14 protein-coding genes are annotated in these 13,919 nt (G+C 58.7%); 5 read left to right on the top strand and 9 right to left on the bottom strand.

Annotation, left to right across the window (positions count from 1 at the left end; translation table 11 throughout):
* Positions 1-122: 122 nt before the first annotated feature.
* Positions 123-536: a DUF393 domain-containing protein gene (locus tag R2940_08090; GenBank protein ID MEZ4599734.1), complete on the bottom strand. Its 414-nt coding sequence runs from the start codon at positions 534-536 to the stop codon at positions 123-125.
* Positions 537-712: 176 nt separating this feature from the next.
* Between R2940_08090 and R2940_08085 the strand changes: the two genes are divergently transcribed.
* A complete protein-coding gene (locus R2940_08085) occupies positions 713-1,210 on the top strand; it encodes a ferritin family protein (GenBank protein ID MEZ4599733.1) in 498 nt (165 codons plus the stop codon).
* A gap of 263 nt (positions 1,211-1,473) precedes the next feature.
* Here the strand turns inward: R2940_08085 and R2940_08080 are convergent, their stop codons facing one another.
* Positions 1,474-2,694, bottom strand: coding sequence for a cytochrome c (locus R2940_08080; protein ID MEZ4599732.1), 1,221 nt, complete (start codon positions 2,692-2,694; stop codon positions 1,474-1,476).
* A 205-nt stretch (positions 2,695-2,899) separates the two neighbouring features.
* Between R2940_08080 and mobB the strand changes: the two genes are divergently transcribed.
* On the top strand, positions 2,900-3,421 hold the full coding sequence (gene mobB / locus R2940_08075; protein ID MEZ4599731.1) for a molybdopterin-guanine dinucleotide biosynthesis protein B: 522 nt from the start codon (positions 2,900-2,902) through the stop codon (positions 3,419-3,421).
* 1 nt (position 3,422) lies between these two features.
* Here mobB and mnmH read toward each other — a convergent pair whose 3' ends face one another.
* From mnmH to msrB, 4 genes are all read right to left on the bottom strand, one after another.
* Positions 3,423-4,457, bottom strand: coding sequence for a tRNA 2-selenouridine(34) synthase MnmH (mnmH, locus tag R2940_08070; GenBank protein ID MEZ4599730.1), 1,035 nt, complete (start codon positions 4,455-4,457; stop codon positions 3,423-3,425).
* Positions 4,458-4,564: 107 nt separating this feature from the next.
* Positions 4,565-5,365, bottom strand: coding sequence for a DUF362 domain-containing protein (locus tag R2940_08065; protein ID MEZ4599729.1), 801 nt, complete (start codon positions 5,363-5,365; stop codon positions 4,565-4,567).
* Between the two features lie 148 nt (positions 5,366-5,513).
* The gene (locus tag R2940_08060; protein MEZ4599728.1) at positions 5,514-5,723 is read right to left on the bottom strand and encodes a hypothetical protein; all 210 of its coding nucleotides are present in this window, start codon (positions 5,721-5,723) and stop codon (positions 5,514-5,516) included.
* A gap of 60 nt (positions 5,724-5,783) precedes the next feature.
* Complete coding sequence (msrB, locus tag R2940_08055) at positions 5,784-6,902, bottom strand: peptide-methionine (R)-S-oxide reductase MsrB (protein ID MEZ4599727.1); 1,119 nt, start codon at positions 6,900-6,902, stop codon at positions 5,784-5,786.
* Positions 6,903-7,035: 133 nt separating this feature from the next.
* Between msrB and R2940_08050 the strand changes: the two genes are divergently transcribed.
* A complete protein-coding gene (locus R2940_08050; protein ID MEZ4599726.1) occupies positions 7,036-7,749 on the top strand; it encodes a class I SAM-dependent methyltransferase in 714 nt (237 codons plus the stop codon).
* Between the two features lie 6 nt (positions 7,750-7,755).
* Here the strand turns inward: R2940_08050 and R2940_08045 are convergent, their stop codons facing one another.
* From R2940_08045 to R2940_08035, 3 genes are read right to left on the bottom strand one after another with little or no spacing between them, the layout of a single operon-like run.
* The gene (locus tag R2940_08045) at positions 7,756-8,745 is read right to left on the bottom strand and encodes a polyprenyl synthetase family protein (GenBank protein ID MEZ4599725.1); all 990 of its coding nucleotides are present in this window, start codon (positions 8,743-8,745) and stop codon (positions 7,756-7,758) included.
* A gap of 60 nt (positions 8,746-8,805) precedes the next feature.
* Complete coding sequence (locus R2940_08040) at positions 8,806-9,537, bottom strand: hypothetical protein (GenBank protein ID MEZ4599724.1); 732 nt, start codon at positions 9,535-9,537, stop codon at positions 8,806-8,808.
* A 25-nt stretch (positions 9,538-9,562) separates the two neighbouring features.
* Positions 9,563-9,943 (bottom strand): hypothetical protein, encoded by a 381-nt coding sequence (locus tag R2940_08035; GenBank protein ID MEZ4599723.1) that lies wholly within the window; start codon positions 9,941-9,943, stop codon positions 9,563-9,565.
* Positions 9,944-10,168: 225 nt separating this feature from the next.
* Here R2940_08035 and R2940_08030 point away from each other — a divergent pair, with 225 nt between their 5' ends.
* Entirely contained in the window at positions 10,169-11,005 is an 837-nt protein-coding gene (locus tag R2940_08030) for a M48 family metallopeptidase (protein ID MEZ4599722.1), read from the top strand.
* A gap of 123 nt (positions 11,006-11,128) precedes the next feature.
* A complete protein-coding gene (locus R2940_08025) occupies positions 11,129-13,861 on the top strand; it encodes a phosphoenolpyruvate carboxylase (GenBank protein MEZ4599721.1) in 2,733 nt (910 codons plus the stop codon).
* Positions 13,862-13,919 lie beyond the last annotated feature (58 nt).

The following is a 13,919-nucleotide window of genomic DNA, read 5'->3' as shown; positions in this document are numbered from 1 at the left end:
TCCAGGATGAATACTATCTCGACAGCCGTCCCGCTTGCGGCGTCTGATACGATATATCAGACCGGGACCAAATGCAACGAATTCAAGCCGTTGTAACCCCATAGAGATTCATGAAAACCCTGTCAGGCGCGATGCCGGGGATGACAGCGATCCTCGCAGGTTTTATCGACCCGGGGCAGGAACCGCCGCATGCGGGCAAAACCGCGGTAGCCGATCCTGGAGATCTGACGAACTCCCGGCAAGCCAAGCAGGCAGGCAAGATCACCGTAAATACTCACCGGCAATCCCGACCACAGTGCGCGAAACGCATCCACTCCCCGGTAGATTTCCCCGGAAGCATCCATGGCGTGCATTTCCTTCATGAACTCCTCCAGGGTAAGGCCGTAGTCCTCGGGAGCGAAATCGGGATCGTCTATATCGATGAAATTCAGCTTGTCTTCCGCGCCCATTTGTCGATAATGCTCGATTTCCCGGGAACAAACGGGGCAGCCGCCGTCGTAGAACACCTTCAGGGGAAAAACGACTTTTTTCCTCATGATTTCGACCCTCTCTTTTCCGTTTGGTTTCTTTTTATTCTACTTCATCCGACCTTCCCTGCCTGCAAAATCCTCGAAATCTCTCCGGTAATGTTCGGCGGAGTGGCCCGGAGAAACCGGAATCTGGTATTCTTTTTACAGAATCATGGCAAAGGCAGTCCGAAAGGAGGTTGCGCATGTTTGAACGAATCGATGTACAGGATGCGATAAAACGCTCGATCCAGACGGAGAAAAACGCGATGAATTTCTATCGTCTGGCTGCCCGGCACATGAACAGTGAAAATTCCCGCCGCCTGTTCGAGCTGCTGGCCGAAGAGGAAAAGGAACATGCGCGGCAGTTCTACGACCTCTACAAAGGGGGGGACCTGCCGGATTTTGAAACCTATATCAACACTACCAGCAAAATAGAAGAGGAGTGGCTGTCCTTCCAGAAAAATACCCTGCTCGCCGACCTTCGGGTGCAGAAAGCCATGGAGATGGCCATGGCCAGAGAACAGAAACTGGAAAAACAGCTGCACGACCTGGCTCAGAACATCAAAGACCCCGAGGTGAGAAAAGTTTTTGAAATGAACGCCAGATCGACCAATCACCATTACCAGCTGATCGAGTCGGAATACGCCCATATAATGGGCATGGTCCATGAGACCGACATCGACATCTACGTGCGGGAGTAGTCGCCTTGGGCATGAAAAATCATGAGAGAAAATCCGAGGGTAAGCTTCAGAAAGTGGTAAAATTGGATCAAGGGCAGCGAAAACGAAACCATGAAATGCCGGCATGACGCGGTCTAATGCCAGAAGCCTTGTCTTCCCATCCGCGGTTGCCGATCGGAGGACGTGACCAAATTCAGGTCTGTAAAGGAGCTGATGGCGGAAGCGCCGGAAGAGAGGCCACCGACCGGATTGGCAAAAAGCTGATCGTGGTCATGCCGGCATCTTTATTGCGACCGTCCGTGTTGTTGACCCTCCTTTTTCTCCATGCGGTAATAGCGATGGACCGGCTCGACCTCCCCCGCCCGGATGGCCTGACGCAGTCTTTCCACCAGCCTTTCAAGTTCCTCCACCTGTTGTTCCGACAAAGCCAGCTTCGGCATGCTGGAGCCGGGTTGCACGTAGTCGGGATCCCGAACATAGGCAAGAAAATAGTCCGTGCGCAGTTTCTCCGCGGTCAGCAGCAGATCGGGAGCCAGGGGAAAAGCCTGCACCGCTTTCACGGCCGGACCGGCATCGCCGAAGGTATGGCAGGCCGTACAGGATTTCAGGGTCGGACTGGAGGTCAGTTCGTCCCGCCAGGACTGAGGAACGGGGGTGGGAACATAGGCCAGGGGGTCCTGCCGGTAAACCCGCGCGTGGCATTCGTAGCAGTTGTAGGACTGCCAGGGTTCGAGACGGAAGCGTCCGGCGGGAGACTTCAGCCAGGAGAGCTGCTGCAGGTAGTCCGCGATCACCTTGACCTCTTCCGGCTGCAGATGGGGAACCGCATTGGGGGAGGTGTAATCCAGCATCATCAGGTTTTTCATGGCGGGCCTCATCCGGTAAGGCGCCGACAGATAATTGCCGAGCCAGTCGGGTTCATATTTCGCCCGCCTCCAGGTGAGGCTGGGAGCGTGATCGGCACCGAAGCCTTCGATCGCATGACAGCTCCGGCAGCGGGCCGCCTTGACCAGTTGCCGGCCGGCCATCAGTCGATCCTCGACGGCCGTGAGGGAGGTGCCTCCTTGTCCCGCAGCTTTTCCTTCCACGCCCGTTCGGGCCGGCGCTTCCTCTCCAGGCCCTTCCGCCGCGCGCTTTTGCCGTTTTTCGACACAGCTCCGGTAATCCTCACAAGCCGCGACAGCGGTCACATCGGCGTCTCCGGCAAAGCCGGCCTCCACCACCAGGCTGCGCAGCTGAAAATCGACCAGCATCCAGCTCTTTTCCGGAATGTCTGCAAAGAGCTGCCGCCCCCCCAGGACATCGATAAAGTTCTGGCAGTCACGACCCGTGGCGGGATCGCTGTAAGCCAGGGTCACCCAGGCCACCTGATCCCCCTCCATGATCTTTTTCTCCAGAAAAAGAACCTGATTCGTGTATCGGATTCCTGGTCGTTCCTCAGCAACGAGCGCCCAAACGGACAGGGGCACGATAAGCAGCAGCAGTAAATTGGCCAGGCGTTTCATGGCTCCTCCGGTTTAGGCGATGCCGCGAGCGGTGTTTTCGGCCAGGAAATGGGCCGAAGTTAATACCTTATAAAGGTAGCATAACCCGCACTGATCACAATCGGACGACCCTTACCAGGTCAGGCTTGTCGTTAATTTTCGATTGCCCCGCACCCTGCCTTCCACTATATTCGCAACAAATCTCGAACAGCCAAAGGAAATGTCCATGTCGACTCCTGCCTCCCCGGCCATTGTCTCCATCTCTGCCAAAAGCGGTACCGGAAAAACCACCCTGCTGGTCAAGCTGATCGGCGAATTAAAAAAAAGGGGCTACCGCGTGGGGGCGATCAAGCACGATGCTCACCAGTTCAGCATCGACAGGGAAGGCAAGGATTCCTGGCGTTTCACCCAGGCCGGTGCCGACACCATGCTGGTTACCTCCAAGGAAAAAATGGCCATGGTCAAGATCAATCCCGGAGGCGAGGAGCCGCCGGTGATGGACTCGATCAGACATTATTTCGGGGATGTGGACATCGTTCTGACGGAGGGATTCAAGAAAAACGATCTGCCGAAAATCGAGGTCCACCGCAAGGCTCGCGGCGAACGGCTGCTCTACCGGGACGAAATCTATGATCCGAACCTGATCGCGGTTGCCTCGGACGAGCCTCTGGATATCGACGTTCCGGTCTTTAATATCAACGATGCCCAGGGGATCTGCGATTTCATCGTGGCCCGGTTTCTGGGGTGATTCACCCCCCCAGGCTTTCAGCCCTGACGATGAGGGCGTCGGCAATGGCGGCGGGATCGGCCGGGGTGGGGTCCAGGTCGATGATGGTGGCCGGATCCCGCTTGGAGATGCCATACAGGTAGGTTTTGTCGTAATACTCAAGGATGGTCTGGGCGGCCTGACGGTAATCCCCCTCCTCGATGGCTTGCAGCACCCGCGCCGCATTTTCGCCGCCGAGTCTCTTGCCGATGTTGCCTACCGCCGCAGCGAGGCGGGCCCTGGGCTCCCGGCCGTATTCCCGGCACAGTCTTTCGACCCGGATTTCCCTGGGGACATGAATCCTTATCACGGTGGCGCCTCGCATCTGCCGGAACAGCAGCTCGTTGACCAGAACCCGCCCGATGCGTCTGCTTTCGTCCTCCACCCAGATTGTCCGGCTGGGATCGAAGGTTCTCAGGACCGCGAAAACCTCGTTTTCGACCTGTTCCGACGAAGGCTGCTCTCCGTTACCGACCGCCCCGAACGCCGAGCCGCGGTGCTGGGCCAGTCCCTCCAGATCGAGCACCTGTTCCCCCCTATCCCCGAGCCGCTTCAGGATTTCCGTTTTACCACTGCCGGTCATGCCACCCACAACCAGCAGCCGCAACGGTTGGGCGAAAGTTGCTATGACCAGCCGGCGGAAGGCCTTGTATCCGCCTTTGAGCACGCCCACCCGGAAGCCGGCCTTATCCAGCAACCAGGCCAGCGATTCGCTGCGCATGCCGCCGCGCCAGCAATGCAGGAGAATATTCTCGTTGGAAGCAACGGCCCGGGCAAGAAGAACGTACTCGGCAAGGCGCGGCCCGACGATCTCCAGCCCACGCAAGATGGCCGCCTGCCGGCCGCTTTCCTTGTAAAGAATGCCGATCTCGTGCCGCTCTTCGTTGGAAAACAGGGGCAGGTTGCAGGCTCCGGGAATGTGTGCCTGGCAGAACTCACCCGGTGTGCGGACGTCGAAAACGGGACTTTCCGCGGCCTGCTGCAGGAATTCTTCGGGATTCAAAAACCTGGGAAACATCGATACAGATACCATTCGGCAGGATGGGCAATATTTCGGACAGGGGAAAAGAGTTACACCTTTTCCGGGTTTTCTTCAATAAGAATACCGGATATGGATTGAATCTTTCAGATTTCCTCCGGCTCGGCGAAACCGAGCACCCCGTGGGCCTTGAGGAGATGCCCCACTTGCCGCCAGCCGATGCCGAGCAGGGCAGCGGCGGCCGCATCGACGGCCACCGGGTCGAACCCGGCCACCAGCTTGTCCACCGGAGGATCGCAGGTGGGGCCCCCCAGATGATATTCGGCCAGGCCGACGCTGGCGTCGATAAAGGCCAGATCGGGCTTGCGATAGCAATTCAGTTCAAAAACCGAGGTCTGCATCTGATGGTGAAAGGCGGATTTTTTCCAATGTCCCCCCTTCTGGTAATAGGCAGGAGGAGCGACCCCGATCATGTTTTTCATGCTGCCGGTGATCACCGCCAGGCTGTGGGCCTTGAGGACCGCGGCGGACAGGACGAAACTTTCCATGACCAGGCGGGGCATTTGGAAAACGGGAAAAACCGAGCAGCCGGGATCTTCCAGCTCGATCAGGTCCGCTTCGTTCAGATCGACGAGTTTGACCCCCTCTTTCTCGGCGAGGCGATCGTATCGGTGTAGACGGAACATTTCGCTGGTGGTGAGATGCCGGGCGCCGGTCCCTTCGGCAATGACGATCTCTGCACTGCTCCAGGTGCGGCAAGCCTTGACCAGGGCAGCGCAGGCCTCAACCGGCAGGGTCACGGGAGGAGGATCCCCGTTAACCAGGTTGGGTTTGATCAGGATGCGCGATTGGCGCGCCAGGACAGCGGGTGCACCGATCGATTCGAGCAGTTTGGGGACGGTCTTTTCAAAGGAGCGATAGTTTTCGATCCCGCAGGGCTTTGGCAACGTAAATGACCTCCTTCAGACAAACGCCTTCTATCGAATAGGGGAAAACGCTTCCCATGTCAATCTCCCAAAGAGACGGAATGGGCCCGCGGGGATACAAAAAAGGCACCCCGATGGATGCCTTTTCGATCGCAGGATGCCGTCTTTGTCAAGACGAGAGCCGGACCTCGTCCCCATCATTCAGCAGTGTATTCATCCGGGCGCTTTGGTGATTGACGGAAATCTCCCTGACATCATCGGGATCGATCCCCAGGATTTCACTGACCTCTTTGGGGGTCGCTCCCTCCGGAACATCCCAGGGCTGTTTCCCTTTTTGATATCTTTCAAACTTGCCGTTGCATTCGACGTTGATTCTCATGACCAGCCTCCTTTCAGTCCTTCAATTTTACCACCGGGAGGCTTTTCCGCGACAGGGTGGCTATTGGAACAGCGGCAGAAATTTGCCGTAGCCTTCCCGCTCCAGGTCGTGTTTCGGCACGAACCGCAGCGCTGCCGAGTTCATGCAGTACCGGAGCCCGGTGGGGGGCGGGCCGTCCTCGAAGACATGTCCGAGATGGGAATCGGCATGCTTGCTGCGAACCTCGGTCCGCACGCTGAACCAGCTCCGGTCCTCCCGCTCGACGATATTCCCGGGGACGAGCGGCCGGGTGAAGCTCGGCCATCCGGTTCCCGATTCGAACTTGTCGATGGAGCTGAACAAGGGTTCCCCGGAAACGATATCCACATAGATTCCCGGCTCATGGTTGTTCCAATAGGCATTGTCGAAGGGTTTTTCGGTGCCGTCCTCCTGCGTGACTTTATATTGCAGAGGTGTCAACCTGCGGCGCAATTCGGCATCGTCGGGAATCGCGTAACGGACATCCTTCACATCCTCTCGGCTCATCTGCTTTTCCTTTCTTTCAATCGGCTGATCATCCTGCCGACCGCCCCAGGTTCTGTCCAGAAACTGATCCCGGCCGGATCGATAACGGTAGAATTTGTAGCGGATGGCGTTTTTTTTGTAGTAATCCTGGTGATAGTCCTCGGCCAAATAGAAGGCGCCCAGCGGCAGAATGTCGGTGACGATCGGCTTATCGAAACGCCGGGATTCCTCCAGCCGCTGTTTGGACGCTTCGGCCTGACGCCTCTGCTCTTCGCCGGCGTAAAAGATCACGCTTCGATACTGTTCTCCCCGATCGACGAACTGACCTCCACTGTCGGTGGGATCCACATGCCGCCAGAACCAGTCCAGAAGTTGACCGTAGGTGATGGTGTCCGGATCATAGGTCACCCGGACCGCCTCGACATGCCCGGTGCCCCCGGCCGAAACCTGCTCATAGGTGGGATCGTCCAATCCACCGCCCGTATAGCCGGAAATTACATCGATCACGCCGGGGAGTTTTTCGAAATCGGCCTCCGTGCACCAGAAGCAGCCTCCGGCAAAAACCGCCGTTTTCGTCTCGTCCGTATTCTGCGGCTTCGCCTCCTCGCTGCTGCTTTGACTGCAGCCGAACAGAACAGATGAAACAAGGAAAATGGCAAACAGTATGCTTTTCATGCAGACCTCCACTGTTTCTATTTCCTCCTATCATACCCTTTGACATGGAAATCATGAAAGCCCCGGCATGAAGATTCATCGACGGATGCTATAATGAACGGCAGTCGAATTTCTCAGGAAAGGTTCTACGAAGATGCCACTCACCTCACCGAAACTGGACGTGGTTTACCGTTTCTTCAGCGGTACCGGTTTTTCCTATGACCGGGTGGTCAATATCTGGACCTGCGGGGCAGACCTCTACTGGAAATCCCGCATCCTCGCCCTGATTCCGGCCCATGCCCGGCGGATTGCGGACCAGGCCAGCGGAACGGGAATTCTGACCCTGAAAATAGCCCGCGCCTTTCCCGAGGCTCAGGTCACCGGTGTGGAATTGCGTGAGGAGTACCTGGACTTTGCCCGGCAAAAGGTTCAAAAGGAGGGGATCGAAAACGTGGAATTTCGGCTCGGGCGGGCTGAAGATGTGGTTTTGGAGGAGCCGCTGGACTGCATGACCTCCTCCTACCTGGCCAAGTATGCCGACCTCGAAAACCTGCTGGTCAATGCCTTGCAAATGCTGAAGCCGGGCGGCATCGTTCTGCTGCACGACTTCACCTATCCGACGAACCCTCTATTCATCAAACTCTGGAAAACCTGGTTTCGTCTGATGCAGGCCCTGGGCGGCCGACTTTTTCCCGAATGGCGCACGGTTTTCCACGAACTTCCCGACTTCCTGCAGCAGACCCGCTGGGTCGAGGATACGCGGATCCTGCTGCTGAAATTGGGGTTTAACGACATCGCCGTCCGGCCCCTGACCTTCGGCACCGCGGCGATCATCTCGGCGCGAAAACCGTCGACGGATCCTTCCTGATCCGGATTATCCTCTGCACTGCCCTGCCATGGAGATCGACCGGTCGAACATGCCGATCAGGTCGAGGGGCGCCCGACGCACCAGATCCATCAGTTGCGGTTCGCCGCGCACATCGTCCAGTTCGGCCGCCGCGGCCCGCAACCGCCGCTCCCGCTCCCTTTTCATCAAGCCGATAGCCTGAGACAGGAAGGGCCGAATCTCGAGGATGGACAGGGGTTTTTCCCGCCGAAGGGCCTGTTCGATCACCTGCCCGCTGTCCGGAACGAAATACAGCAGCGCGGGAGCCAGATCGGTCAACGCCTCCATCGACACATCCCGCCGGTCGAAGGATCGCTCCATCTCATGCAGATCGTCCGCCAACTGGTAGGCTTCGCCGACTTTCATGCCGTAGCCCCGCCACGGCCCCAGGGAGGAGGCATCGACCCCTGCGGCAACCGCACCCAGCTCAGAGGCCGCCGCGAACAGAACCCCCGTTTTCAGAGATATGATGAGCTCATAATCCGCCTGCCGGCTGTTGATGGCCGACAGCAGGGCTCGCTTGTCAAGCGGCTCCTGCCAGGCTCCGAGGGCAAGCCGGGCGATGGTCCGGGAGCCGATCCCGCAGTCGAGGCTGCCCATCCCGCTCAGCAGAAAGATCGCTGAAGAAAAAAGCACATCTCCCAGTAGAACCGCCCGGCGTGGTCCGTCCAGAGTCCAGAGGGCGGGGAGGCTTCGTCGGGTGCGATGACCATCGATGTAATCGTCATGGATGAGAGTGGCGGTCTGAATCAGCTCCACGGCCACCGCCCGGGGCAGGGCTTTTTCGAGCGAGGCGCCGAGGGTCCTGGCGACCAGACAGAGAAGAAGGCCGCGAATCTTCTTTCCGCCGTTCAATCCCTGCAGCCAGTCGTGAGGACCGGGAACACCGGTATCCAGAAGTTGCACCAGTTCCCGGGAGAAGGCCTTGTCGAGGGCAGGTCTTACATTTTTGGCGAAATCATGGAATGAGTCGAACATCGGACGGCTCCTGTCCCGGGGATCTGAAGAAAATTGCGGTCGAAGGTCCCGCAGGGCCGGTCATTGCATGAGCCTTTCCAGCAGCAGACCCGCTCCCAGCAGTATCACACCGATACTGATGCATTTCAGCAGAACTTCGAAACGCTGCATCAGGGATTGATCCTTTTCGTCCCGTTCGGGCTGCCGTTTCAGAACCTTGTAGGGACGGGAAACCTTGATTTCGATCAGGCTGAAAAGAGCCATGGCAGCCGCCAGCAGAATGGCGGACAGGGATATCCGGTTGGTCTGCATGACGAATCCGGCCAGCACCGGCAAGGCTCCCCAGGAGAAGGCGAACCAGCCATCGGTATGGAAACGGCCCTTGAACAGTTCGAGGTTATAGGCGAAAACGAAGAAACCTTCCAGCAGGGCGATGCTCCATAACAGGGGGACGTGGCGCACCATATAGTAGCCGGCGATACCGTAGGCTGCCGCCAGGGAGATCAGGGCCATGGACCAGAGCTGGCTGCGGGTAAACACGGTGCCCCAGGGTTTGATTCCCCGGCTGCCCAAAGCATCCAGGGCATGGGCCGCGATTCCCAGGCCGAACAGGTAGACCAGCACGATGGCCAGCAGCCGACCGTAGTGCAGATCGGCGGCCAGCAAGGAACCGATGACCGCAAAGGACAGCACCATGCCGGTATAGGGCAGGAAGAGCAATCCGACGAATGTGCGGAACCTGAGCGGCCCCCACTGGGGTACGAACCATTCAGCCCCTCGGGAAGGGCCGCCCCCGGTACTTGAACTGTCCATAGAACCCGTCTCCCTGTCGCCGCCTTCAGTTTCGTGCCACCGCGGTGATGCTCCCCTGCATGCCGTTCGACTCCTGGAGCGGTTTTTCCCCATAAAATCTCCAGACGCCCTCATCGGTCAGCAGAAGAGGTATCTGCACGGTCTCCCCCGCGGGCAGGACGACGCTTCGAATAAAATCACCGCGGGGATTTTTTACGGTCAGATAATGGGTCTTGCTCTCCGTATTGTAAACCTGGAGCAGAAGGCGGTCTCCATGCAGTGCCTGGATCATCGAGGGAGTAAAGCGGGCATCGTCAAGTTGGACCCGGATCACCCGCTCCTCCCCCAAGGGCAGGGTGTAGGCCACTTCTTTTTCCGAGCAGGCCGGCAACAACAGCAAAAGCGACAGCAATGCAAATTTTACCATGTCCCCATTTCCTTGCCGGGCAAACTGTTTGTTCAAATGTAACCGGTTGGAAATTCATTTCAACTCATGGCATCCTGAATGGAAGGCAGGCCATTGACTGTCCGATTAATTCTGGAAAACTTTAACCGGACCTCGAGAATTGAAAAAGCCGGCGGGAAGTTTTCACCTTTCCGATGGTATGATCACCGATGACTCTCCTTCTGAGAGAAACCTGGAGGACTCCATATGAATTTACAGCCAACGGTCAAAAGTCTGCGTAGACCCGGAACGCTCGGAAGCCGTCTCCTCCTCATGGGCTGGATGATGCTTGCGTCGGCCTGCGCTTCTGTGCCCGTCACCGAGCGGCAACAGCTCAACCTGGTGCCGGAAAGCACAATGGTCAGCGCCAGCCAGGATCAGTACCAGGAATTTCTCCAAAACCACGAGGTAATCCGCAATACCCCCGAAAGTGAAATGGTCAAACGGGTCGGACAGAACATCAGGCAGGCGGTGGAGGAATTCATGGCCCGCAGGGGCGAATCGGGAGAACTGGCCGGCTACAATTGGGAATTCAATCTGATCGCCAGCGAGGAGGTCAATGCCTTCGCCATGCCGGGGGGGAAAGTGGCCATCTTCAGCGGAATTTTGCCGATCGCCCAAAACGAGGCGGGGTTGGCGACCATCATGGGCCACGAGGTTGCCCATGTCATCGCCCGCCACGGCAGCGAGCGGATGAGCCAGCAGCTGATAACCCAGATGGGGGGCCAGGCCCTCTCCGCTCTGCTGGCCACCCAGCCCCAGACGGCCCAGACCTTGTGGATGCAGGTCTTCGGGGTGGGCGCCCAGGTGGGGGTCATGCTGCCCTACAGTCGATTGCAGGAAAGCGAAGCGGATTATCTCGGCCTGATTTTCATGGCCATGGCCGGCTACGATCCTCGTGCCGCTGTCGATGTCTGGCAGCGCATGGCGCAACTGGGCGGTGCCGGGGTTCCCGAATTTCTCAGCACTCACCCCGCCGATCAGACCCGGATCCGGGAGATTCAGGAAAAACTGCCCGAGGCGCTGCAGTATTATCAGCCCTGACCCTAGAGGCCGCTCCACCAAAACCCTGATATTTATTTGGCATTACGGTCCTTTAGCGATTCATCGCCCCTGCCGAAACCGAGCCTGATGCCTTGTCACCATTTAAAAAGAGGGGGAACCTGCATGCCTGAACTCCTTTGGAAAATAGACGACCCCTTTGCCAGGCTTTCGGAACTGATCAGCTTTACCGGCGAACTCTGGGAGCGGCCCCTGCGCCGGGATGTGCGCTCCCTGGGTCTGCTGCTCGGCGTCGTGCTCCGTGAACAGGCCGGAGAAGCCCTTTATGATCTGGAGGAGGACCTGCGCCTGAATTCCATCGCTCACCGGCGGGAGCTGGAGGGGCGTGAGACGGAAATCCGGGACCTGCAGGACGATCCCCTGCAGCGCAAGGCGATGGAACTGGTCCGCGGCCTCTCCCTGCCCGAATCCCGCCAGATCGTCAAGGCCTTTTCAACCTTCTTCGATCTGGTCAACCTCGCCGAAACCCAGCACCGCAAACGCCGCCTGAGGGCGGTCCGGATGACAGCCGGAGCGGAGGACAAGCCGGGATCCCTGAGAGGCACCCTGAGGCGTATGCGGGAGGCGGGATGCGGACTCGAAGAAGCATTGTCCCGGCTGCAGAAAGTCGAGGTCATCCCGGTTTTCACGGCCCATCCCACCGAAGTGGCCCGCCGGGTCACCCGCACCAAGCGGCAGCGTATCGCCGCCTCGCTCGAGGAGCTGAACCGCTGCCTTTTGACGGAGGCTGAGGGGATGGCCCAGCAAGAGTCGATATTGACGGAAATTACCGCCCTGTGGCAGACGGAAGAGGTTCGGCGGCAGAGCCCCACCGTGGAGAATGAGATCGAGCAGGGGCTGGACCATTACTCCCCCTTTCTTATTCCGGCCCTCACCGGATTTTATCTGGATCTTGCCGCGGCTTTTGCCGAAATCTTCGGCTGCGACCTTCCGGCCGGCCGGCTGCCCACGGTGATCCGCTTCGGTTCCTGGATCGGCGGCGACCGTGACGGCAACCCTGCCGTTACCACTTTTTCGACCCGCACCGCGCTGACCCAGGCCCGGGAAATCATTCTCGACAGCTATCTTGAAGATGTAAAGCTGCTCAAGGAGCTCCTCACCCCGTCCGGCTGCCGATTCAATCCCTCTGCGAATTTTCTCCGTGCCCTGCATCGGTATCTGGAGGACATGCCGGAAGCGGCCTCACGGGCTGTTCTGGCACCGGAGTGCGAGTTCTACCGGCAGTTTCTGGTGATGGTCCGCCATCGGCTGGAGTTGAGCCGGTCCGATTCCCGCCACCCGCAGGCCTACCCCGATGCCGATGCCTTTATTGCCGACCTGAGTCTGATCCGCGACAGTCTCCTGCAACACAAGGGGGAGCGACTGGCGAAGAGATACCTGGACTCCATCCTGCGCAAGGCCGCGACCTTCGGTTTTCACCTGCATGTCCTGGATATCCGTCAGCACGCCATGATTCATCGCCGGGCCCTGACCGAACCTGATCAAAGGGCCCAAGTGTTGGGCACATTGCAGGGGATCGCCGAACTGAAACGGGAATTTCCGCCGGAATCGATCACCCGTTATGTGATCAGCGGCAGCGGATCCGTCGAAAATCTCCGAGACTGGCTGCAATTGACCCGGGAGGCCGGCCTGCAACCCGCAGCCAGACCGGCATCCGGGGACCCCGGCCTGATGCCGGTGCCCCTGTTCGAGTCGATCGAGGACCTCCGCCATGCCCCGACCGTCTGCCGGGACCTCTGGAGCAGCGACTGGTACCGTCCGCTGCTCGATTCCTGGAATCGACATCAGGAAGTGATGCTCGGCTACTCCGATTCCAACAAGGACGGAGGCATGTTGACCAGTACCTGGGAAATCTACAAGTGCCAGCGCTCGCTCTACCGGACAGCCGAAGAACTCGGGGTCACCCTACGGCTGTTTCACGGTCGCGGCGGTACCGTCGGCCGCGGAGGAGGCCCGACCCATCGGGCGATTCTGAGTCAGCCGCCGGGAGCTTTTTCGGGAAGTCTCAAAATTACCGAACAAGGGGAGGTCATCAACTGGAAATATGCCGACCCTTCCCTGGCTCAGCGGAATCTGGAGCTGATGGTGGCGGCCGCTTTGGAAAGCCTGGATGGTTCGGACTCTGGAACATCCGCCTTCGATCCGGACTGGGAAGCGGCCCTGGAAGAGATGTCCGCCGCCGCTTTCGATTTTTATCGGCATCACATTGCCGAAAACCCTGATCTGGTGACCTATTTCGAACAGGCCACGCCGGTCCTGGAATTCGAACTGGCCAAGATCGGATCGCGGCCGGCCCGGAGAAAATCCTCGGGAACACTGAATGACCTTCGGGCGATCCCCTGGGTTTTCGGCTGGATGCAGAGCCGTCATGTCCTGCCCGGCTGGTTCGGTGTCGGCCATGCTCTGGAGGCTTTCTCCCGACGGGGTCCCGCATCCCGCAGGATTCTGACGGAAATGATGCAAGGCTGCCCCTTTTTCACCGACATGATCTACAATGTGGAACTTGCCCTGACCAAGGTCGACCTGCCCCTGGCCAGTCGTTATGCCGAGCTGGTGGAAAACGCGCAGATCCGGGAACGGATTTTCAAGCTCGTGGTCGTCGAGCACCGGCGCACGGTTCAGGCGGTTTTGGCCGCCACCGGCCAGACCCGGCTGATGCAACATGCGCCGAGCCTGGCCCGTTCCCTGCGACTGCGGACCCCTTACGTCGACCCGCTGAGCCTCATCCAGATCGAGCTGCTGCGCCGAAAACGGGCCGGAGAAGAAAGCGAGGAGCTCGATTACGTCCTGGCCGCCACCATTCACGGCATCTCCGCTGGTCTGCGCAATACGGGCTAGTGCGGCCTTGTGTTGACCTTTTCTCCCGCAATCGGTAAAGTCGCGGCAGACCCCCTTT

Source organism: Syntrophotaleaceae bacterium (assembly GCA_041390365.1).
GTDB lineage: Bacteria > Desulfobacterota > Desulfuromonadia > Desulfuromonadales > Syntrophotaleaceae > JAWKQB01.
This window is presented reverse-complemented; position numbering and strand designations above follow the sequence as displayed.